The sequence below is a fragment of the Pseudomonas pharyngis genome, from assembly GCF_021602345.1.
GTDB lineage: Bacteria > Pseudomonadota > Gammaproteobacteria > Pseudomonadales > Pseudomonadaceae > Aquipseudomonas > Aquipseudomonas pharyngis.
This window is the reverse complement of record NZ_BQID01000009.1, coordinates 127,184-147,681: the sequence shown is the minus strand read 5'-3', so window position 1 is coordinate 147,681 and position 20,498 is coordinate 127,184. Positions and strand designations below refer to the sequence as shown.

Genomic DNA, 20,498 nt, shown 5'->3' with positions numbered 1-20,498 from the left:
CTGCGCGCCATCGCACACTTGCTCTGATTTTTCCTACGGTACTCCCATGACTTTCGCCACCCTTGGCCTGATCGAACCCTTGCTGCGCTCCCTCGAGAAGCTCGGCTACCAGACCCCGACGCCGGTGCAGGCGCAAGCCATTCCGGCCGTGCTGGCCGGTCGCGACCTGATGGCTGCGGCCCAGACCGGCACCGGCAAGACCGCCGGTTTCGCTTTGCCGCTGCTGCAACTGCTGGCGATGGAAGGGCCGAAAGTCACCGCCAACTCGGTGCGCGCGCTGATTCTGGTGCCGACCCGCGAGCTGGCCGAGCAAGTCCACGAAGCCGTGCGCCAGTACGCCGAAAACCTGCCATTGCGCACTTATGCGGTGTACGGCGGCGTCAGCATCAACCCGCAGATGATGAAGCTGCGCGGCGGTGTCGATCTGTTGGTCGCGACCCCGGGCCGTCTGCTCGACCTGTTCCGCCAGAACGCGCTGAAATTCAACCAGCTGCAAACCCTGGTACTGGACGAAGCCGACCGCATGCTCGACCTGGGCTTTTCCGAAGAGCTGGCGAACATTTATCGCGCGCTGCCGAAGAAGCGGCAGACGCTGCTGTTCTCCGCGACTTTCTCCGATGACATCCGCCTGCTGGCCGGGCAGATGCTCAACGATCCGCAGAGCATCGAAGTCAGCCCGCGCAACGTCGCCGCCAACACCGTCAAGCAGTGGGTGGTGACGGTGGACAAGAAGCGCAAGCCGGAACTGTTCGTGCACCTGCTGCGCAAGAACAAGTGGAAGCAGGTGCTGGTGTTCGCCAAGACCCGTAATGGTGTGGACGCGTTGGTCGAGAAACTTCAGGGCCTGGGCGTGAACGCCGACGGAATCCACGGCGACAAGCCGCAGGCGACCCGGCAGCGGGCGCTGGACCGCTTCAAACTGAGCGAAGTGCAGATTCTGGTGGCCACCGACGTGGCGGCCCGTGGTCTGGATATCGAAGACCTGCCGCTGGTGGTCAACTTTGATCTGCCGATCGTGGCCGAGGATTACATTCACCGTATCGGCCGGACTGGCCGCGCGGGTTCGACCGGTGAGGCGATTTCGCTGGTGTGCGCCGATGAAGTGAACATGTTGTCGGCGATTGAAATGCTGACCCGCAGCACGTTGAAGCGTGAGGTTGAGCCGGATTTCGTGCCCGAGCACCGCGTGCCGGACACCGATGCCAGTGGGCAGGTGATCAAGAAGCCGAAGAAACCGAAGAAGCCGAAAGCTTCCGGTGGTGGCGGTGGCAAGCGCAATCTGGGCAAGTGGGTGGACAGCGGGGATACCCCGGCGCCTGAGGTGGCGATCAAGCCTGTGCGAAAGGTGCCGGTGTTCAATACCGGGCCGCGCAAGCGTAAGCCTTAAAGATTGCCTTGAAGATCAAAAGCCCCTCACCCTAACCCTCCCGAAACGTCGGACCGCCCGGAGGGAGAGGGGACTGACGGGGTTGTTTTTGCGAGTTACGCCGACCTGAAATATCGAGTCGAACTCAGGTTATGAAAAGCACCTGATCGATGAATCCATAATCGACTCGGTCTTTCAGGTCGATGTATGACGCCAGACACCTCGGTCGGCTCCCTCTCCTGGGGGAGAGGGCTGGGGTGAGGGTGAAGGGGGACGACTCAAATCTCGCGTCGTAACCAGTCCAACATCCCCAACCCTGCCGCCCGGCCACTGGCAAAACACGCTGTCAGCAGATACCCGCCCGTCGGCGCTTCCCAATCCAGCATTTCCCCCGCACAAAACACCCCCGGCAACGCCTTGAGCATCAAGCGCTCATCCATCGCCTCGAACGTCACTCCGCCCGCGCTGCTGATTGCCTCATCCAGCGGACGGGTTTTCACCAGTGTCAGCGGCAAGGTCTTGATCGCCCGGGCCAACAACGCCGGATCGGCAAACGTCGCGGCGTCAGTGAGCTCTCGGAGCAGCGCCGCTTTCACCCCATCAATCCCGACCTGACTGTGCAGGTGCTTGGCCATCGAGCGCGATCCCCGTGGTTTGCTCAACGCCGCCTGCAATTTATCCACAGGTCTGCCGGGCAGCAGGTCGATGTGAATGGTCGCCGCACCGTGCACATTGATCGCCTCACGAATCGGCGCTGACAGCGCGTAGATCAGACTGCCCTCGATGCCGGTCGCGGTGATCACGCATTCACCCAGACGCGGAACATCGTCGTTCAAACCGATGGCGATATTTTTCAGCGGCGCGCCGGCGAATTTGCTGACCATCACTTCGCTCCAGGCCTGCACCTCGAAGCCGCAATTGCTCGGCTGCAACGGCGCCAGTCCTACACCGCGTTGCTCCAGCGGCAGCATCCACGCGCCGTCGGAGCCCAGTCGCGACCAACTGCCGCCGCCGAGGGCGAGCAGGGTGGCGTCGGGGGTGAGGGTTTTCTCGCCTTCCGGGCTGTCGATGCGCAGTGCGCCGTTTTCGTCCCAGCCGAGCCAGCGGTGGCGGGTGTGGATAACCAAGCCGCTGTCGCGCAGGCGCTTGAGCCAGGCGCGCAGCAATGGCGCGGCTTTCATGTCGGTGGGGAACACCCGGCCGGAGCTGCCGACGAAGGTTTCGATCCCCAGTTCGTGAATCCAGCGGCACAGTGCATCGGCGTCGAACGCGCGCAGCAGCGGGGCGATGTTCGCGGCGCGTTCGGCGTAGCGCGAGAGGAACGCCGGGTAGGCTTCGGAATGGGTGATGTTCATGCCGCCGACCCCGGCCAGCAGGAACTTGCGGCCCACCGAGGGCATGCCGTCGTACAGATCGACGCGGACTCCGGCCTGGCTCAGCACTTCGGCGGCCATCAGGCCGGCGGGGCCACCGCCGATGATGGCGACGTGAGCGGGAAGGGCGGCAGAGGTCTGGGTCATGGCAGCGGCAATAGCGTGGCGGAATAAGCCGCGCATTCTAGCAGCAGCGACCATCTTCAGGCCTGATCAAAAAACAATCAGCGCGCTGCAAGCCATGTTCAGCGTGGGCTGTAGTCCCTTTCGCTCAGGTTATCCACAGGCCGTTCCACAGCCATTGTGGGTAACGCAGCACAACTCAATGACAACCGGATGACTGCCAGACGCGCTGCGCACTGTGATGCAGGATGCCGTGGCGGCGGGCGAGGGCGTGGCGATCCTTGCTGTAACCGCCGCCGATCACCCCGACCACCGGGATGTCGCGGCCCAGGCAGTGGCGCATCACGCTTTCGTCGCGGGCGGCGACGCCTTCGTCGGTCAATTGCAGATAACCGAGGGCGTCGTCCTTGTGCACGTCGACGCCGGCGTCGTAGAGCACCAGATCCGGCTGATACAGCGGCAGCAGATAGTTGAGCGCGTCGTCGACAACCTTCAAGTAGTCGGCGTCGCCCATGCCGTTGGGCAGCGGAATGTCCCAGTCGCTTTCGGCCTTGCGTGCAGGAAAGTTCTTTTCACAGTGCAGGGAAACGGTGATCGCTTCCGGGGTGTTGTGCAGAATCCGCGCAGTGCCGTCGCCCTGATGCACGTCGCAGTCGAAGATCAGCACCCGGTTCACCCGACCGCTTTGCAGCAAATAGTGACTGATGATTGCCAGGTCATTGAAGATGCAGAACCCGGCGGGGTAGTCGTAGTGGGCGTGATGGGTGCCGCCGGCGAGGTGACAGGCCAGGCCATGTTCCAGGGCTTTTTCCGCTGCCAGAATCGAACCGCCGACCGCCCGCACCGTGCGTCGCGCCAGCGCTTCATTCCACGGCAGACCGAGGCGCCGCTGGTCTTCGCGGGACAACTCGCCGCTCATGTAGCGTTCGATATAACTGCGGTCATGGGCCAGGGCGAGAATGTCGGCAGGGCACAGCTCGGGGCGCAGCAGGTCTTCGTCGCGGGTCAGGCCGCTGTCCACCAGGTGATCGCGCAGCAGGCGGAACTTGTCCATGGGGAAGCGGTGATCCGCCGGAAATTCCGGGCTGTAGTCTTCGTGGTAGATCAGCGGCAACGGCATGGTGGACTATTCATAAAGGCTGCAGGAAAGAGTGCAAAGCCTAACAGCGATGTAGACTGACGGCATCAAGCGGAGGGGCGGGATGGAACCGATACTGGAGCTGCAAAGCGCAAGGCTGCTGATGCGCCAATGGCAGGACGAGGATTTGCCGGCGTTCGCGGCCATGTGCGCCGACCCGCAGGTGATGCGCTACTTCCCCGCGCCTTTGAGTCGGCTGGAAAGCGCCGCGTTGATCGGCCGGGTGCGTGGGCATTTTGCCGAACACGGTTACGGCCTGTGGGCGCTGGAGCGCAAGGACACTGGCGAATTCATCGGTTTTACCGGGCTCGGCGTGGTCGGCTTCGATGCGCCGTTCACCCCGGCGGTGGAAATCGGCTGGCGGCTGGCCAAGGAACATTGGGGCCTGGGTTATGCCAGCGAAGCGGCGTGGACCGCGCTGCGTTGCGGCTTTGACCGTTTGTCCCTGAAGGAGATCGTGTCCTTCACCGCGCAGAGCAATCTGCCGTCGGAAAAAGTCATGCAGGCGATCGGCATGCATCACGATCCAGCCGACGATTTCGATCACCCGAAACTGGCTGTCGACCATCCGTTAAGTCGACATGTGTTGTACCGCATCACCCGGGAGCAATGGCTGCAGACCTTGCATGGCTAAGCCGACACGGACGTTTACAATGGCGCGATCAGTGGCTCGCGCCAGAATCTGAATTGGCCGCCGCAGCCAGGGCTGCGCGGCATAGCGTTGTGTGAGGAGAGTCTGAATGAGCCAAGTGTTGGAAGATCTGGTGGATCTGCTGACCCTCGAACCGATCGAGGAAAACCTGTTCCGTGGTCGCAGTCAGGATCTGGGCTTTCGCCAGTTGTTCGGCGGCCAGGTGCTCGGCCAGTCGCTGTCGGCGGCCAGTCAGACCGTTGAAGAAGCGCGCCATGTGCATTCGATGCACGGTTATTTTCTGCGTCCGGGCGATGCCAAGTTGCCGGTGGTGTATTCGGTTGACCGCGTGCGCGACGGCGGCAGTTTCAGCACCCGCCGCGTGACCGCGATCCAGAAGGGCCACCCGATTTTCACTTGCAGCGCTTCGTTCCAGTACGACGAAGAAGGTTTCGAGCACCAGAGCCAGATGCCCCAGGTGGTCGGCCCGGAAAACCTGCCGTCGGAGCTGGAACTGACCCAGCAACGCGCGCACCTGATCCCGGAACACATGCGCGAAAAGCTGCTGTGCCCGAAGCCGATCGAAGTGCGCCCGGTCACTGAAAAAGACCCGTACAACCCGCAACCGGCGGATCCGATCAAGTACGTGTGGTTTCGCGCCGACGGCGCGTTGGCCGACATCCCGGCGCTGCACAAATACCTGCTGGCCTACGCTTCGGACTTCGGTCTGCTGACCACCTCGATGTTGCCGCACGGCAAATCGGTCTGGCAGAAAGACATGCAGGTCGCCAGCCTCGACCACGCGTTGTGGTTCCACAATGACTTGCGCGCCGATGACTGGTTGCTTTACGCCATGGACAGTCCGTGGGCCGGTAACTCTCGCGGTTTCTCCCGTGGCAGCGTGTTCAACCGCGCCGGGCAACTGGTGGCGTCGGTGACCCAGGAAGGCCTGATCCGTCATCGCAAGGACTGGGCATGAGTCTGGCGGATGTGCGGCACTGGGTGTTCGACATGGACGGCACCCTGACCGTCGCGGTGCATGATTTCGCGGCGATTCGCGTGGCGCTGTCGATCCCGCCGGAGGACGACATCCTCACCCACCTCGCGGCATTGCCCGCCGAGGAAGCGGCGGCGAAACATGCGTGGCTGCTGGAGCATGAGCGCGATCTGGCGCTCGGCTCGACCCCGGCGGTCGGCGCGGTGGAGCTGGTGCGCGACCTGCACGCCCGAGGCTATCGCCTCGGCATCCTGACCCGCAATGCGCGGGAGCTTGCCCATGTGACGCTGGAAGCCATCGGCCTGGCCGACTGCTTCGCGGTGGAGGATGTGCTGGGCCGCGATGAAGCACAGCCAAAACCGCATCCGGGCGGTTTGCTGAAACTGGCCGAGGCCTGGCAAGTGCCGGCGAACGAGATGGTGATGGTCGGTGATTACCGGTTTGATCTTGATTGCGGCCGGGCGGCGGGCGCACGCACGGTGCTGGTGAACCTGCCGGACAATCCATGGCCGGAGTTGACCGACTGGCATGCGAAGGATTGTGTCGAGTTGCGGCGGATGTTGTTCGCCTGATTTATCGGTTGTCGGAGCGGGCCCCATCGCGAGCAGGCTCGCTCCCACCGGGGAATGCATTTCAAATGTGGGAGCCAGCCTGCTGGCGATGGCGTCGGCCCACTTAACACAAGACTTATTCGAATATCGCTTTCTGGCCTTCCGGCGAGGTCAGCATGCCGTCGCCGTTATGCCCGACGCCGGGTACTTCGATCAGGCGCTGATTCACCCCTTCAGGGTGACGACGCAGCAAGTAACCGAAAAACAGCTTCCCGCGCTCCAGTCGATAAGCCCCCTGGGCTTTGGCGGCGCAGCTCTTGTCCAGCGCCGGGTGTTGCGGGTCGGTGTCCTGCTGGCCCAGCAGATAAATCACCTCGCGTTTGACGTAACGGCCTTCAAGCTGCGCGGGCGTTTGCCCACCCGCGTAGATCGGCGGGTCCACCAGACCGTACTTCCAGCGGTTGAAACCCGGGCACTTCGCATGATCGAAAGCTACCGGGCGTTGCTCATTGAAGTAGGCGTACGACGACGGGTTGGCCACCACATAACGCAAGCGAATGCCCTCGGTCTTGAGCGCCGGTTGTTCCTGGGCCAGCAGCGCGTAACGCTGCACCACCTGCGCGCCGCCGGAGTGGCCGAAGATCACGATCTGCTTCACGTCCGGAAACTGCTTGCGATCGCTCAGCCGCCCGACGATTTCGTCCAGTGCGGCGTAGGAACTCAGCGGGTTCGGCCCTGTGGATAACCCGCCGCCCATCCAGTCGTTGCCTTGCCAGCGCAGTACGCTGGCGGGTAACGAGTAGAGCGCCACATCGCTTTCGTTGAGAAACTGCGGGGCGATCACCAGGGTGTTGGCGGTTTGCCCGGCCAGTTCCGCCGCGACTTCGCCGCTTTTGCGATAGGTCTCGGCGTTGCGCAGACGGCCATGAATGACGATCAGCACGCGCTCGATTTTCGCCGGCGCCGGGCCGATGCCTACCGCCATTTCGCCGGCCTGCAATTGCAGGCGCCCGGGACTGATTGCGTCGACGCCGGCCGCTTGGGCGGTGCCGCCGATGAACAGTAAAGCCAACAGCCATTTATGCATTTACAGGTTTTTCGCCGCAAAGGTATCGCACTGGCCGACCTGGCCCTGGGCGAATCCGGTTTTGAACCAGCGCACCCTTTGCGCCGACGTACCGTGGGTAAACGAGTCCGGCACCACACGGCCCTGACCCTGTTGTTGCAGGCGATCATCACCGATGGCGTTCGCCGCGTTCAAGGCTTCTTCGATATCGCCCGGTTCCAGCCAGTTCAGACGCTTCTGCGCGTTGTAGGCCCAGACCCCGGCCAGACAATCGGCTTGCAGTTCCTGACGCACCAGCAGGCCGCCGTCGCCTTCCATCTGCCGGCCTTGCTGGCGGGCTGTCTGAATTTTCGCCGAGACGCCGAGAAGCGTCTGCACATGGTGTCCGACTTCATGAGCGATCACGTAGGCTTGGGCGAAGTCGCCGGCAGCCTTGAAGCGTTGGGCCATTTCCTGGAAGAACGCCATGTCCAGATAGACTTTCTGGTCCGCCGGGCAATAGAACGGGCCGGTGGCCGAGGTCGCCAGACCGCAGGCGGAATTGACCCGGTTGCTGAACAGCACCAGGGTCGGATCCTTATATTGCCGGCCGGCCTGCTGGAAGATCGCGCCCCAGGTGTCTTCGGTGTCGCCGAGAATCGAGCGCACGAACTCGGCCTGTTCATCGTTGGCCGGCGGTGCCTGACGGGTTTGCGAAGTCGGGGCCGATTGTTCGGTCATCTGCCCGGTGAGCTGGCCGAGGATCTGTAGCGGGTCCTGGCCGGTGATCCAGCCGATGCCGACGATCAGCAGGATCGCCCCAAGACTCAGGCCCTTGCCACCGCCGAAGCGCATGCCGCCGCCACCACCCATGTCATCGCCACGGGCATCGACGACGTTGTCACTGCGTCGGCCTTTTTTCCATAGCATGTGGGAATCCTCTATCTGTAGGTGGTGATGAGTGTTGCTGGTGTGTGAGTGTGGCGCCAGTCCGGTCGTCCGTCTATTCGCACACACACACAAAGGCCCGGCCTCGGGGTGACGAGGTCGGGCCTGTTATTGACGAGCGCGAGCGCCGGGAATTCAATCCGCCGGCGGTTTTCTTTCGCCGGGTCGGGTGTCAGCGGTCGAAGGCATCCCACACCGGCGCGAAGTCCGGGCTGACCTGACGTTCGCGCTTGGACAACGCGGCGATCAACGCTCGGTCGTCGTCATCCAGTTCGACATTCAGCGAGGTCAGGTTGGCCAGTTGATTGGTCTTGCTGCTGGCCTTGGGAATCGCCGCCACGTTGTCCTGATCCAGCAGCCATTTCAGCGCCACCTGAGTCGGCAGCACGCCGTGTTTTTCGGCGATCTGCTGAATCTGTGGAATCTCCGAGACCTTGTTACGCGCCAGTGGCGTGTAGGCCGTCAGCGCCAGATCGTGTTGACGGGCGTAGTCGAGCAAGGCGTTTTGTCCGAGCAGGACGTGGTACTCGACCTGAATGGCTGACAGAGGAATGCCGTATTCCTCGACGACTTTGCGCAGCAGCGGCAGCGGAAAATTCGCCACGCCGATGTTGCGAGCCAGCCCCTGTTCCTTGAAGGATGCGAGGGTTTCAAGGGTGCGCGGCAGGTCCCAGTCAGTGCTCGGCCAATGGATCATGAACAGATCAACGTACTCGCTGCGCAAGGCCTTGAGGCTGCGATCCAGCGAGTGACGCATGGCGTCCGGTTGCAACTGATCCCACCAGACCTTGGTGGTGACGTGGATCTGCTCGCGGGGTGTCGGCGTATTTGCCAGCGCCTGTCCGACTGCGTCTTCGTTGTTGTAGGCCGCTGCCGTGTCGATGTGGCGGTAACCGAGTTCCAGGGCTTGCTCCACGGCGCGGGTGCATTCGTCGCCGAGCATCGGCCAGGTGCCGAGGCCGAGTTTTGGCAGGTTCAGTCCTTGTCTGTTAACGATGTGCTGCATGGTCGATCTCCTGTTCGAAAGCCGTGACGCCCGCCATGTGCCGGGCTGCGATGTAACCGAAAGTCAGGGCCGGGCCGAGGTTGATCCCGCCCGCCGGATAATGCCCGCCCATGATGCTGGCCATGTCGCCACCGGCGGCGTAGAGCCCGGCGATGGGCCTGTCTTCGGCGTCGAGCACTTGCGCATGCGGGTTGACCTTGAGCCCGGCGAAGGTGCCGAAGCAGCCCGGCTGCACCTTCACCGCGTAGAACGGGCCTTGTTCGATGGGCGCCACGCACGGGTTGGGCTGTTGCGCGGGATCGCCCTGTTTGCGGTTGTACGGGGTCGAGCCGCGACCGAACAGCGGGTCTTCGCCGTGCCGGGCATGGTGGTTGTAATCATCGACGGTGGCGCGTAAACCCTTCGCGTCGATGCCGCATGCGCCGGCCAATTCCTCCAGGGTATCGCCGGTTTTCAGATAGCCGCTGCGGATAAAACCTGACACCGGCACCGGAAACGGCCGAGACATGCCTAGCCCGTAACGGCGCTGGAACGCGCGGGTGCAGATCAGCCAGGACGCGACCTCTTCGCCCTCGGGGGCGGCGGCGACCATGGCGCTGACGTAGTCGTAATAGCCGTTGGCTTCGTTGACGAAGCGCTGGCCGTTGCGCAGCACGCCAATGACGCCCGGTTTACCGCGCTCGATGATGTGTGGGAAATGGCCGATGCTGCCGTCGGAATGTGGCACCTGCGAGACCGGTGCCCACGCCACGGGCGAGGCCACATCGGTGTTGACCCGGCCCCCAGCGGTTTCGCCCAGTCGCAGACCGTCGCCATTGACTGCCAGCGGAGGCAGTGCCCAATGTTCATGACCGCTGGGCGTGCGAGGGAACAAGGCTTTGCGTCGCTCGATGTCGTTGGCAAATCCGCCAGCGGCGAGCACCACGGCTTTGCGGGCATGGACAGTGATCGGGCCTTTTGTGGTGTTCACGCGAGCGCCGGTGATGCGTGATTCGTCGCGCAGCAGTTCCGTCACTGGCGCCGATTCCCACAGCAGCACGCCGAGGTCTTCGGCGGATTTCGCCAGCCGCGCCACCAGCGCCACGCCGTTGACCAGTTGCATCGCTCGGCCGTGCAGCGCCAGGTCCAGCAGGTGGCGAGTGAAACGCCGGGTCACGTGCCAGGCCGCCGACAACGAGCGAGTCAGATTGAGAAACGCCGACAGGTCCGCGCCGGCCATGATCGGCATGCCCATGAACGATGTTTCCCGCATCGTTGTGCGAAGACGCTTGAGCAGGCGCCCGACCTTTCGTCCGTCGTAGGGAGCGGCAATCACCGAGCGTCCGCCGGTGCCGGCGCCCGGTGTTTCGCCGTGGATGTCGGCGATGGCGTTGCCGTCGGCGAATTGCAAGGCGGTGTGTTGTTCGAAGAACGCCACCATGCGCGGGCCGGCTTCAAGGAAGGCGTCGATCATGGCCGGGTCGTAGTGCTCGCCGAGTTCGTGGCGCAGATAGGTGCGCGGCAATTCCACGTCTTCCACGATCCCGGCGCGCCGGGCCAGCGGATTGCACGGCACCCACGCCCAGCCACCGGACCACGCGGTGGCGCCGCCGAACACCGGATCCTTTTCCACCACGATGACCTTCAAGCCATGCCAGGCGGCGGTGACGGCGGCCGACAAACCGGCGGCGCCGGAGCCGACCACCAGAACGTCGCAGTGGATATCGGGAAGGGCAGGCATCAGGAAACGCTCCAGCAATCAATTATTTTTAGAATCAGGTTCCAGAAAATAACCAGTGCTGGCGAAGCAGATCAACCGACTGACGCGCAAAGTGGGCGGTTATCGGACGCCAGGTTCCAGATTTCGCATTCCTCGGGATGTCTTCTAGAATCGGCGAAATTTCACCGAGAGCGCACCATGGCCGGCAGTCAAATCGAACGGGTTTTCAGCGTGCTGGAAAGCCTCACCAGTGATCCGCGCGGGCTGCCGATGCAGACCCTGGCCGAGCAACTGGACATTCCGAAGAGCGCGACGCACCGCCTGCTCGCCGAGCTGATCCGCTTGGGTTATGTGCGGCAGAACCCGGAGACGTTGCGTTATCACCTGTCGACCAAACTGGTGGCGATGGGCTTTCAATACCTGTCGAGCAGCGGTGCCGACATCGTGCAGCCGGTGCTTGATCGCCTGGCCCAGGAAACCGGTGAGTTGGTACGCCTCGGGGTGATCGACGGCGAGCGTCAGACCTGGATCGCCAAGGCCCAGGGCGCTCGTAGCGGTCTGCGTTACGACCCGGACATGGGCCGCGATGCGCCGCTGTTCTACACCGCGTCGGGCCATGCGTGGCTGGCGTGCATGAGCGACGCCGAGGCGTTGTCGCTGGTCGAGCGCCAGGGCGCGGAGGTGCCGGCGGATATCGGGCCCAATGCGCCGCGCTCCAATATTGAACTGCTCGAACGCCTGCGCGTGGCCCGGGAACAGGGCTATGCCTGTGTGGAAGAAAGCTCGGCGGTCGGCACTTCGGCGATTGCTGCCGTGGTGAAACATCCCGCCGATGGTCGGGTGATTGGCGTGCTCAGCATTGCTGGGCCAAGCGCACGGATGTCGGCGGCGCGATTGCATGAACTGGCTCCGTTGCTGCTGACGTTCACCGAGGAGTTGTCGGCGGCCAGCCTGGCCTCGGAGTTGTTCGTTTAAGCAAAGCTGTGCGCTGTTCGCCCACTTTTCAACCGAGTGGGTGTGAGAATCTGGAACCGGGTTCTAAATTGTTGATGGAGTGAGTTTTCCTACAACAATCACAAGAGGATCGCACCTTGAACCCGCCCCTTCGAATCGCCCTGATCGGCGCCGGCAACATGGGCCAGCAACATTACCGGCACTTGAAGAATCTCACTGAGGCCACGTTATGCGCCGTGGGCGACCCCGGCCCTCAGGCACCGGCCCTGGCGGCGGAGTGGGGTGTGGCGCATTTCGCCGATCACCGTCAGATGCTGGAGCAGAACCGGCCAGACGCAGTGATCGTTGCCAATCCCAATAATCAGCACGTCAGCACCGCGCTGGATTGCTTGGCCGCTGGCGTTCCGGTGTTGCTGGAAAAGCCGGTGGGCGTAAACCTGGATGAAGCGCGGGAATTGGTGGCGGCGGTGAAGCGCAGTGGCGTACCGGTGCTGGTCGGCCATCATCGGCGGCACAATCCGTTGATCGTGCGTGCTCATGAGCTGGTCAAGGGTGGGGCGTTGGGACGGCTGACGCTGGTGACTGCGTTGTTCCAGCTGCGCAAGCCCGACCAGTATTTCGAAACGGTGTGGCGGCGCGAGGCAGGTGCCGGAATGCTGTTGACCAATCTGATTCACGACCTCGATCTGCTGCGTCACCTGTGTGGTGAAGTGCGTTCGGTGCAGGCGATCACCGACCATTCGGTGCGCGGTTTTGCCAATGAAGACAGCGCGGCGATTCTGCTGCAATTCGATGGCGGAGCGCTCGGCACCCTGACCGGTTCCGATGCGGTGGCGGCTCCATGGAGCTGGGAGTTGAACTCCGGTGAGAACCCGGTCTATCCACGTCAGGCGGATCAGCCGTGCTATTTACTGGCGGGAACGGCCGGGGCCTTGAGCATTCCGCAACTCAAGCGCTGGCATTACCGCGCCGAGCAGGTGGACGCCGGTTGGCATGAGCCGTTGCTGTCCGTTGATGAACCGTTCACACCGGACGAAGCCCTCCGGTTGCAGTTGCAGCATTTCGTCCGCGTGGTACGGCGGGAAGTCGAACCATTGGTGAGTGCCGCCGACGCCGCCCGCACGCTGGCGCTGGTCGAGGCCATCCGTGAAGCGGCGGCCAGCGGTCGCGCCACCGAACCCGCGCAGATCGAGGCCTGAACATGAACGAACGAATTCTGTCCCTGGCCAGCCTGACCGTGCTGGAGTTGTCGCCACCCGAGATGGTCGAGGTCGCGGCCCGTGCCGGTTACAGCCATGTCGGCCTGCGTCTGGAGCCGGCGACGCCCGAGGAATATCACTTTCCGCTGGTAGCCGATGGCGATTTGCGGCGTCAGACACTGGCGCGTTTGCGTGACACCGGAATCGGCGTGCTCGACGTGGAAATCCTTCGATTGAAGCCGCAGACAGTGGTGGCGGATTTCGAGCCACTGCTCAGCGTTGGCGCGGAGTTCGGTGCCAGTGAATTGCTGGTCGCCGGTAACGATCCCGACGAACAGCGGCTCACCGATAATTTTGCGGCACTCTGCGATCTGGCGGCGCGCTACGGTTTGCACCCGCATCTGGAGTTCATGCCCTGGACCGATGCACGCAATCTTGAGCAGGCGTTGCGCATCGTCGCCAAGGCCGGGCGCGAAAACGGTGCGGTGCTGGTCGATGCGTTTCACTTCGACCGTTCCGGATCGCGGCTGGAAGATCTGGATGGCGTGCCGCCCTCACGGCTGCGCTATGCACAGTTGTGCGATGTTGCCGGGCCGAGGCCGACGGACATGGCCGAGATCTTGCGTCAGGCCCGCAATGAACGACGGTTTCCCGGCGAGGGCGATTGTGACTTGAGCGGCTTGTTGCGCAGTCTTCCGGCTAACCTTCCCCTGAGTCTGGAAATTCCCACGGTCAAATTGCTGGAGCAAGGCGTGAGTGGATTGCAGCGGGCGCAAATGGCGATCGACCGGACACGGGAATTGTTGGCCCGGCTTTAAGTCTGCTTCAAGGGGCGAGGGCGCACGCGACCTCGTCACCGTTTATTTTTCATTCAGAGAGAGCCCATGACCGTCAGCACTCCGCTTTCCGGCGTCAACCAACCCTTCAAGGGGATCTTGCTGATTGTCGTGGCGACGTTCCTGTTCTCCAGCCACGACGCGCTGTCGAAATACCTTTCGGGTTTTTATCCGATCGTCATGGTGGTGTGGGCGCGGTATCTGGTGCACACGCTGCTGATGGCGGGGATTTTCCTGCCGCAGTCCGGGCTGCGTGTGCTGCGCACCAAACGCCCGTTGTGGCAATTGGCGCGGGCGTTGTGCCTGTTGGGGACCAGCCTGTTTTTCACCACGGCGTTGCTGTACATCCCGTTGGCCGAAGCCACGGCGGTCAACTTTCTTGCGCCGGTGCTGGTGACGGCGCTGTCGGTGCCGTTGCTCAAGGAACGGGTGACGCGCGGTCAGTGGATCGCGGTGGTGTGCGGGTTCATCGGGGTGCTGATCATCGTCCATCCGGGCGGTGATTTGTTCACCCCGGCGATTTTGTTGCCGTTCTGCTCGGCGCTGTTTTTCTGCTTCTATCAATTGCTCACCCGCAAGCTCGCTGAAGTCGACAGCCCGACCACCAGCAACTTTTTCGCCGGGCTGTGCAACACGCTGGTGATGAGTGCGCTGGTGCCGTTCTTCTGGCAGGTGCCGAGCCTGGGGCATGCGTTGTTGATGCTGGCGCTGGGCAGTTGCGGAATGACCGCGCACCTGTTTCTGACCCAGGCTTTCCGCCATGCCGCACCAGCATTGCTGGCGCCGTTCGGTTATTGCCAGATCGTGTTCGCGGGGTTATTGGGCTGGTTGCTGTTTGCGCACACGCCGACCCTGATGACGGTGATCGGGATCGCAGTGATCTGTTGCAGCGGGCTGGCGGCAGCGTGGCAGCAGAGCCGGCGCTGAAAGCAAACCGGCCTGAAATCAGGCCGGTCGGTGCAGGAAGGTTATTCAGTATTGAAAGGTTACTCAGTGACGGTAGGTATCTTGCGCGGTGCCATGAAGTACATCCAGGTCAGCGCGATGAAGTACATCGCCGGGATCAGGGTGAACAGCACGGTGTAGTTGTTGTTGGTGACGGTCAGGATGTGGCCGACGATCTGGGTCATGAACATCCCGCCAATCGCTGCGCACATGCCGCCGAAACCGAACACCGTGCTCATCATGTGCTTGGGCGTGTAGTCCATCACCAGGCTCCAGATGTTGGCGGTCCAGGCCTGGTGCGCGCCGATGGCCAGGGAGATGGCAGCGACGGCAATCCACAGGTTGGCGGAACCGGCGGCCATGACCACGCCGATGATGCAGCAGGCGAACAGGAACATCGACAGCAGCCGCGCCTTGATTGAGTTCATGCCGCGACCGATCAGGAACGAAGACAGAATCCCGCCGCCCACGCTGCCGAAGTCAGCGGTGACGTAGATGATGATCAGCGGAATGCCCATCTGGGTGACGTTGATGCCCAGGTTGTATTGCTGATTGAGAAACGGCGGCAGCCAGTACAGGTAGAACCAGAACACCGGCGCGGTCAGCGAGTAGGCGAGGGCGAAGGCCCAGGTGCCGCGCATGCGCAGGATTTTCGAGAACGGCACGCGGGCCTGTTCCGGTTCGACTTCTTTCTGGATGTATTCCAGCTCTGACTGCTTAACGTTTGGGTGATCTTCCGGGTTGAAATACTTCAGGCCCCAGAACAGCAGCCAGATCCCGCCCAGTGCCGACATGCACAGGAACGCAGCCTGCCAGCCCCACACGTGAAGGATCAGCGGCAGCAGCATCGGGGTGAACATCGCACCGACGTTGGTACCGGCGTTGAAGATGCCGGTGGCCACGGCGCGCTCGCCGGCCGGGAACCACAGGCGTGTGGTCTTCACGCAGGCCGGGTAGTTGGCCGCTTCAGTCAGACCGAGGATGAATCGGCAGACCATGAAGCCCACCGCCGAGGTCGCCAGACCGTGGGCGCCGGTGGCCAGGCTCCAGAGCAGGACCGCGCAGAAGAACACGCGCTTGACGCCGACCCGATCGATCAGCCGTCCTTGCAGCACGAAACCGATCGCGTAGCCGACCTGAAACCAGAAGTTGATGTTGGCGTAGTCCATCGCCGTCCAGCTCATTTCCTTGGCGAGGATCGGCTGCATGACGCCGAGGGCGGCGCGGTCGATGTAATTGAGGGTGGTGGCGAAAAACACCAGCGCCAGCATGCCCCAGCGGGTCTTGCCGACGGCCATGGCGCCGCGGATCTTGTCGCCGATGCCACCCGTGGCAGTGCTCATGGCCGGAGCCATGCGGGAAGTCTGTGAAGGAATCATGTGTTCCACCCGTTTTTGGATTTGTTATTTGGTGTGCTTTTCTTGTGCACGCTGCGACCGGTGGTTCAGTTCCGGACTCAAGGTGAGACGGATGTTGGGCAGTGGACGAAAAATCGTCAATTCGCCAAACCGGCATTCTGTTCGATAATCGCACGCAAAACTAACCGGGTAGTACAGTTTAAATTGCTCAATGAAAAACCGGGACCAATAATTCGCTCACCCTATAAAAGCGGCGCAATTTCCGTAGCCGACGTCTCCACCGGGAGTTGAAACATGCAGCGATCCATTGCCACCGTCTCCTTGAGCGGAACCCTGCCGGAAAAACTCGAAGCCATTGCCGCCGCCGGGTTCGACGGGGTGGAGATTTTCGAGAACGATCTTCTGTATTACGACGGCAGCCCCCGGGAAATCCGGCAGATGTGCGCCGACCTCGGGATTGCAATCACCCTGTTTCAGCCGTTCCGCGATTTCGAAGGCTGCCGCCGTGATCGTCTGGAGCGCAATCTGGAGCGGGCCGAGCGCAAGTTCGACCTGATGCAGGAACTGGGCACCGACCTGGTGCTGGTCTGCAGCAATGCCTCCCCCGACAGTCTCGGCGAGCAGCAGATCCTCATCGACGACCTGCGCCTGCTGGCCGAGCGCGCTGGTGCCCGTGGCCTGCGCATCGGTTATGAAGCGCTGGCCTGGGGCCGTCACGTCAATACTTATCAACAGGTCTGGGACATCGTGCGTCAGGCCGATCACCCGGCCCTCGGCGTGTTGCTCGACAGCTTCCACACCTTGTCGCTCAAGGGCGATCCACGGGCGATTGCCGAGATTCCCGGCGACAAGATTTTCTTCGTACAGATGGCCGACGCGCCGATCCTGGCGATGGACGTGCTGGAGTGGAGCCGGCATTTCCGCTGCTTCCCGGGGCAGGGTGAATTCGATCTTCCGGGCTTCCTAGCGCCGATCATCCAGAGCGGCTACACCGGGCCGCTGTCGCTGGAAATCTTCAACGACGGCTTCCGCGCCGCGCCGCCTCGGGCCAATGCCGCTGACGGTCTGCGTTCGCTGCTGTACCTGGAGGAGAAAACCCGCCAGCGTCTGGAGCAGGAAATCCGTCCTGTGGATAACCGCGACATCCTCTTCGAAACGCCGAAGGCCAGCGAATACAACGGCATCGAGTTTCTTGAGTTCGCCGTGGATGAAAGCCTGGGCGCCAAGCTGTCGAACTGGCTGGAACGGCTGGGTTTCGTCAAGGCCGGACAGCATCGCTCCAAGAGCGTCAGCCTGTTGCGTCAGGGTGATATCAACCTGATCCTCAACTCTGAACCCTATTCGTTCGGCCACAGTTTTTTCGAGGCCCACGGCCCGTCGCTGTGCGCCACCGCCGTGCGGGTCAAGGACAGCGCCAGCGCGCTGGCCCGCGCCGTCGCCTATAAAGGTCAGCCGTATCGCGGATTGGTCGGCCCCAATGAACTGGAACTGGCGGCGGTGCGTGCACCGGACGGCAGCCTGATTTATCTGGTGGATCAGGAGGCGGATGTCTACGGCACCGACTTCAATCTGCTGCCGGACGCGGTGGCGCGCGGCGGTCTCAAGCGCATCGACCACATGGCCATGGCGCTGCCGGCAGACAGCCTCGACAGCTGGGTGTTGTTCTACAAGAGCCTGCTGGATTTCGAGGCTGACGATGAAGTGGTGCTGCCCGATCCGTACGGGCTGGTGAAGAGCCGCGCCCTGCGTAGCCGCGACAGTTCGATCCGTCTGCCGCTGAACATTTCCGAGAACCGCAACACCGCGATCTCACACGCGCTGTCGAGTTATCGCGGTTCCGGGGTGCATCACATCGCCTTCGATTGCGACGATATCTTCGCCGAAGTCAGCCGGGCGAAAGAGGCAGGCGTGCCGCTGCTGGACATCCCGCTGAACTATTACGATGACCTCGCGGCGCGTTTCGATTTCGATGACGAATTCCTCAGCGAACTGGCGTACTACAACGTGCTGTACGACCGCGATGCGCAGGGCGGCGAGTTGTTTCACGTCTATACCGAGCCGTTCGAGGGGCGCTTCTTCTTCGAGATCATCCAGCGCAAGAACGGTTACGCCGGTTATGGCGCCGCCAACGTCGCGGTGCGGCTGGCGGCGATGGCCAAATCACGCAGTGGCGCGGTTCGCCAGGCGAAGTTGTAGGAAATTCGTAAACGCGGGATTAAACACCGGTCGCGCGGCTTCCTTCACTGGGTCGCGCGGCCCATAATCGCCAGCCTGTGCAGTGATGGCCGTGAGCCCGCAATGACAATGACTTCAGAACTTCCCGCAGCTCCCGTTCTACCCGCGGTAGAGCCGCGCAAGAGTCGCAAGAACAACCCGGAAAAGACCCGCGAGAATATCCTGCAGGAGGCGATCGTCGAGTTCGTCCAGCAGGGGCTGTCCGGCGCTCGCGTCGATGCGATCGCCGAGCGTATCCACACCTCCAAACGCATGATCTATTACTACTTCGGCAGCAAGGAGCAGTTGTACGTCGAGGTGCTGGAGAAGCTCTACGGCGATATCCGCAGCACCGAAAACCGCCTGCACCTGGCTGAATTGCCGCCGGTGGAAGCGATCCGGCGTCTGGTGGAATTCACCTTCGATCACCACGATCGCAACGTCGATTTCGTGCGGATCGTCAGCATCGAAAACATCCACAACGCCGAGTACGTGAAGCGTTCCGATGCGATCAAGGCGATGAACAACACCATCCTCGATTCTCTGGGCGAGATTCTGCGTCGCGGTGCTGAAGAAGGCGTGTTCCGCGCCGGGCTCGACGCGCTGGACGTGCATCTGTTGATCAGTTCGTTCTGCTTCTATCGCGTATCGAACCGCCATACCTTCGGTGAGATCTTCCAGATCGACCTGCCGGACGAAAGCATCAAGCAACGTCATCGCGAGATGATTTGTGAGTCGGTACTGCGCTACTTGAAGGCGTGACCGAAGTCGAGGGGGCCGGGCCCCCTCACGGTTTTAGCCATTCATGCTTTGAAAATGCGCGAGCATTCGCTGCGCATCCGGCACCGTGCCGCTGAACAGCTCAAACGCCTTCACTGCCTGAAACACCGCCATGTTGCCGCCATCCAGGGTTCGGCAACCCAGGGCGCGGGCGTTGCGCAGCAGTTCGGTTTCCAGCGGGAAATACACAATCTCCGCCACCCACAACTCGGGCCGCAGCAGCGCCGCCGGCACGGGCATGCCGGGCAATTTGGCCATACCCATCGGCGTAGTGTTTACCAGACCATCGGCCTGACTCAGCGTGCTCCCCAGATCATGTCCGGCCACGGCCCGACCGGCACCGAAATGCTGATTGAGGTTGTTGGCCAGGCTTTCGGCGCGCTCCACGTCCACATCAAAAATGCTCAGTTGCCGTACGCCTTCGCTCAACAAGGCGTGGGCCACTGCCGCACCGGCGCCACCAGCGCCCATCTGGACCACACGTTCGCGGGCAACGTCTGGCAGGCCGCGACGAAAACCTTCGGCAAAACCCAGGCAATCGGTGTTGTGGCCGACGCGTTTGCCGTCCTTCAGCACCACCGTGTTCACGGCGCCGATGCCTCGGGCTTCCGGGGATAGTTCATCGAGCAGCGGAATGATTGCCTGCTTGCACGGGAAGGTGATGTTCAGGCCGGTGTAGTTCATTCGCTCGGCGGCCAGCAGCAGGTCGGGCAGGGCGTTGCTGTCCAGTTGCAGTTGATCGAGGTCGATCAGCCGGTACAGGTAGCGCAGGCCCTGTTCGTCGCCTTCGTGTTCGTGCAGCGCCGGGGTGCGGGAGGCCTGGATGCCGGCGCCGATCAGCCCGGCGAGTATCACGTTGTTACGATTCATGCGGTTCGCCCCTTCAGCCGTTGGCTGAAATGTTCCAGGGCCAGGCGATAGCCGTGGCTGCCGAAGCCGCACATTACGGCGGTGGCGATGGCCGAGACGAACGAGTGATGACGGAACGGCTCGCGGGCATGGACGTTGGACAGGTGTACTTCGATCACCGGCAATTCGCTGGCAACGAGGGCGTCGCGGATCGCTACCGAAGTGTGGGTCCAGGCGGCCGGGTTGATGACGATGCCGGCGCAGCGCTGGCGGGCGCCGTGAATCCAGTCGAGCAGTTCGCCTTCGTGGTTGGTCTGGCGAAACTCCACGGCCAGGCCGAACTCTTCGGCGGCGCGCCCGCACAGGGCAGAGATGTCGGCCAGGGTTTCGTGACCGTAGGTTGCCGGTTCACGGGTACCGAGCAGGTTCAGGTTCGGGCCGTTGAGCACCAGAACGATAGGGGGCATGGGGGCAAACTCCACTTAT

Annotated in this window: 19 protein-coding genes; 10 read left to right on the top strand and 9 right to left on the bottom strand. The window is 62.5% G+C overall.

The window, feature by feature from the left end; genetic code table 11:
• The first annotated feature begins 46 nt into the window (after positions 1–46).
• Positions 47–1,387: an RNA helicase RhlE1 gene (locus L6D74_RS19385; protein WP_236190080.1), complete on the top strand. Its 1,341-nt coding sequence runs from the start codon at positions 47–49 to the stop codon at positions 1,385–1,387.
• Positions 1,388–1,644: 257 nt separating this feature from the next.
• Here the strand turns inward: L6D74_RS19385 and L6D74_RS19380 are convergent, their stop codons facing one another.
• Both L6D74_RS19380 and L6D74_RS19375 read right to left on the bottom strand, forming a co-directional pair.
• Positions 1,645–2,886 carry a TIGR03862 family flavoprotein gene (locus L6D74_RS19380; protein WP_236190079.1) on the bottom strand — a complete coding sequence of 414 codons (1,242 nt, stop codon included), beginning with the start codon at positions 2,884–2,886 and terminating at the stop codon, positions 1,645–1,647.
• Positions 2,887–3,061: 175 nt separating this feature from the next.
• Positions 3,062–3,982 carry a histone deacetylase family protein gene (locus L6D74_RS19375; RefSeq protein ID WP_011336057.1) on the bottom strand — a complete coding sequence of 307 codons (921 nt, stop codon included), beginning with the start codon at positions 3,980–3,982 and terminating at the stop codon, positions 3,062–3,064.
• Positions 3,983–4,064: 82 nt separating this feature from the next.
• Here L6D74_RS19375 and L6D74_RS19370 point away from each other — a divergent pair, with 82 nt between their 5' ends.
• The 3 genes from L6D74_RS19370 to L6D74_RS19360 all read left to right on the top strand — a co-directional run bounded on the left by L6D74_RS19370 (position 4,065) and on the right by L6D74_RS19360 (position 6,200).
• Positions 4,065–4,634, top strand: coding sequence for a GNAT family N-acetyltransferase (locus tag L6D74_RS19370; protein WP_064599611.1), 570 nt, complete (start codon positions 4,065–4,067; stop codon positions 4,632–4,634).
• A gap of 106 nt (positions 4,635–4,740) precedes the next feature.
• Positions 4,741–5,610, top strand: a complete 870-nt coding sequence (gene tesB / locus L6D74_RS19365) for an acyl-CoA thioesterase II (RefSeq protein ID WP_039771793.1) — start codon at positions 4,741–4,743, stop codon at positions 5,608–5,610.
• Positions 5,607–6,200 (top strand): HAD family hydrolase, encoded by a 594-nt coding sequence (locus tag L6D74_RS19360; protein ID WP_236190078.1) that lies wholly within the window; start codon positions 5,607–5,609, stop codon positions 6,198–6,200. Before tesB ends, L6D74_RS19360 begins: the two co-directional genes overlap by 4 nt.
• A gap of 115 nt (positions 6,201–6,315) precedes the next feature.
• Here L6D74_RS19360 and L6D74_RS19355 read toward each other — a convergent pair whose 3' ends face one another.
• From L6D74_RS19355 to L6D74_RS19340, 4 genes are all read right to left on the bottom strand, one after another.
• Positions 6,316–7,266, bottom strand: a complete 951-nt coding sequence (locus L6D74_RS19355; protein WP_236190077.1) for an alpha/beta fold hydrolase — start codon at positions 7,264–7,266, stop codon at positions 6,316–6,318.
• The gene (ypfJ, locus tag L6D74_RS19350) at positions 7,267–8,154 is read right to left on the bottom strand and encodes a KPN_02809 family neutral zinc metallopeptidase (protein ID WP_039771788.1); all 888 of its coding nucleotides are present in this window, start codon (positions 8,152–8,154) and stop codon (positions 7,267–7,269) included.
• 190 nt (positions 8,155–8,344) lie between these two features.
• Positions 8,345–9,178: an aldo/keto reductase gene (locus tag L6D74_RS19345; RefSeq protein WP_236190076.1), complete on the bottom strand. Its 834-nt coding sequence runs from the start codon at positions 9,176–9,178 to the stop codon at positions 8,345–8,347.
• On the bottom strand, positions 9,162–10,898 hold the full coding sequence (locus L6D74_RS19340; protein WP_236190075.1) for an FAD-dependent oxidoreductase: 1,737 nt from the start codon (positions 10,896–10,898) through the stop codon (positions 9,162–9,164). Before L6D74_RS19340 ends, L6D74_RS19345 begins: the two co-directional genes overlap by 17 nt.
• A 177-nt stretch (positions 10,899–11,075) precedes the next feature.
• Here L6D74_RS19340 and L6D74_RS19335 point away from each other — a divergent pair, with 177 nt between their 5' ends.
• The 4 genes from L6D74_RS19335 to L6D74_RS19320 all read left to right on the top strand — a co-directional run bounded on the left by L6D74_RS19335 (position 11,076) and on the right by L6D74_RS19320 (position 14,793).
• Complete coding sequence (locus L6D74_RS19335; RefSeq protein ID WP_039771781.1) at positions 11,076–11,852, top strand: IclR family transcriptional regulator; 777 nt, start codon at positions 11,076–11,078, stop codon at positions 11,850–11,852.
• 116 nt (positions 11,853–11,968) lie between these two features.
• On the top strand, positions 11,969–13,030 hold the full coding sequence (locus tag L6D74_RS19330; RefSeq protein ID WP_236190074.1) for a Gfo/Idh/MocA family protein: 1,062 nt from the start codon (positions 11,969–11,971) through the stop codon (positions 13,028–13,030).
• A gap of 2 nt (positions 13,031–13,032) precedes the next feature.
• The gene (locus L6D74_RS19325; RefSeq protein ID WP_236190073.1) at positions 13,033–13,848 is read left to right on the top strand and encodes a sugar phosphate isomerase/epimerase family protein; all 816 of its coding nucleotides are present in this window, start codon (positions 13,033–13,035) and stop codon (positions 13,846–13,848) included.
• 66 nt (positions 13,849–13,914) lie between these two features.
• Positions 13,915–14,793, top strand: coding sequence for a DMT family transporter (locus L6D74_RS19320; protein WP_039771776.1), 879 nt, complete (start codon positions 13,915–13,917; stop codon positions 14,791–14,793).
• Between the two features lie 59 nt (positions 14,794–14,852).
• On the opposite strand, the gene L6D74_RS19315 is transcribed toward L6D74_RS19320, so the two are convergent.
• Entirely contained in the window at positions 14,853–16,190 is a 1,338-nt protein-coding gene (locus tag L6D74_RS19315) for an MFS transporter (protein WP_064599596.1), read from the bottom strand.
• 273 nt (positions 16,191–16,463) lie between these two features.
• Here L6D74_RS19315 and quiC point away from each other — a divergent pair, with 273 nt between their 5' ends.
• Positions 16,464–18,365: a 3-dehydroshikimate dehydratase QuiC gene (gene quiC, locus L6D74_RS19310; protein ID WP_236190072.1), complete on the top strand. Its 1,902-nt coding sequence runs from the start codon at positions 16,464–16,466 to the stop codon at positions 18,363–18,365.
• Between the two features lie 102 nt (positions 18,366–18,467).
• On the top strand, positions 18,468–19,145 hold the full coding sequence (locus L6D74_RS19305) for a TetR/AcrR family transcriptional regulator (protein ID WP_236190071.1): 678 nt from the start codon (positions 18,468–18,470) through the stop codon (positions 19,143–19,145).
• Positions 19,146–19,178: 33 nt separating this feature from the next.
• On the opposite strand, the gene L6D74_RS19300 is transcribed toward L6D74_RS19305, so the two are convergent.
• Together L6D74_RS19300 and aroQ are read right to left on the bottom strand one after the other, a co-directional pair.
• Complete coding sequence (locus tag L6D74_RS19300) at positions 19,179–20,033, bottom strand: shikimate dehydrogenase (RefSeq protein WP_236190070.1); 855 nt, start codon at positions 20,031–20,033, stop codon at positions 19,179–19,181.
• The gene (aroQ, locus tag L6D74_RS19295) at positions 20,030–20,479 is read right to left on the bottom strand and encodes a type II 3-dehydroquinate dehydratase (protein WP_039771771.1); all 450 of its coding nucleotides are present in this window, start codon (positions 20,477–20,479) and stop codon (positions 20,030–20,032) included. The genes L6D74_RS19300 and aroQ overlap by 4 nt, the downstream gene beginning before the upstream one ends.
• Positions 20,480–20,498: the final 19 nt, after the last annotated feature.

Coding starts and splice junctions, on each gene's coding strand:
- L6D74_RS19385 (WP_236190080.1), top strand. CDS start 47: ATGACTTTCGCCACCCTTGGCCTGATCGAACCCTTGCTGCGCTCCCTC.
- L6D74_RS19380 (WP_236190079.1), bottom strand. CDS start 2,886: ATGACCCAGACCTCTGCCGCCCTTCCCGCTCACGTCGCCATCATCGGC.
- L6D74_RS19375 (WP_011336057.1), bottom strand. CDS start 3,982: ATGCCGTTGCCGCTGATCTACCACGAAGACTACAGCCCGGAATTTCCG.
- L6D74_RS19370 (WP_064599611.1), top strand. CDS start 4,065: ATGGAACCGATACTGGAGCTGCAAAGCGCAAGGCTGCTGATGCGCCAA.
- tesB (WP_039771793.1), top strand. CDS start 4,741: ATGAGCCAAGTGTTGGAAGATCTGGTGGATCTGCTGACCCTCGAACCG.
- L6D74_RS19360 (WP_236190078.1), top strand. CDS start 5,607: ATGAGTCTGGCGGATGTGCGGCACTGGGTGTTCGACATGGACGGCACC.
- L6D74_RS19355 (WP_236190077.1), bottom strand. CDS start 7,266: ATGCATAAATGGCTGTTGGCTTTACTGTTCATCGGCGGCACCGCCCAA.
- ypfJ (WP_039771788.1), bottom strand. CDS start 8,154: ATGCTATGGAAAAAAGGCCGACGCAGTGACAACGTCGTCGATGCCCGT.
- L6D74_RS19345 (WP_236190076.1), bottom strand. CDS start 9,178: ATGCAGCACATCGTTAACAGACAAGGACTGAACCTGCCAAAACTCGGC.
- L6D74_RS19340 (WP_236190075.1), bottom strand. CDS start 10,898: ATGCCTGCCCTTCCCGATATCCACTGCGACGTTCTGGTGGTCGGCTCC.
- L6D74_RS19335 (WP_039771781.1), top strand. CDS start 11,076: ATGGCCGGCAGTCAAATCGAACGGGTTTTCAGCGTGCTGGAAAGCCTC.
- L6D74_RS19325 (WP_236190073.1), top strand. CDS start 13,033: ATGAACGAACGAATTCTGTCCCTGGCCAGCCTGACCGTGCTGGAGTTG.
- L6D74_RS19320 (WP_039771776.1), top strand. CDS start 13,915: ATGACCGTCAGCACTCCGCTTTCCGGCGTCAACCAACCCTTCAAGGGG.
- L6D74_RS19315 (WP_064599596.1), bottom strand. CDS start 16,190: ATGATTCCTTCACAGACTTCCCGCATGGCTCCGGCCATGAGCACTGCC.
- quiC (WP_236190072.1), top strand. CDS start 16,464: ATGCAGCGATCCATTGCCACCGTCTCCTTGAGCGGAACCCTGCCGGAA.
- L6D74_RS19305 (WP_236190071.1), top strand. CDS start 18,468: ATGACAATGACTTCAGAACTTCCCGCAGCTCCCGTTCTACCCGCGGTA.
- L6D74_RS19300 (WP_236190070.1), bottom strand. CDS start 20,033: ATGAATCGTAACAACGTGATACTCGCCGGGCTGATCGGCGCCGGCATC.
- aroQ (WP_039771771.1), bottom strand. CDS start 20,479: ATGCCCCCTATCGTTCTGGTGCTCAACGGCCCGAACCTGAACCTGCTC.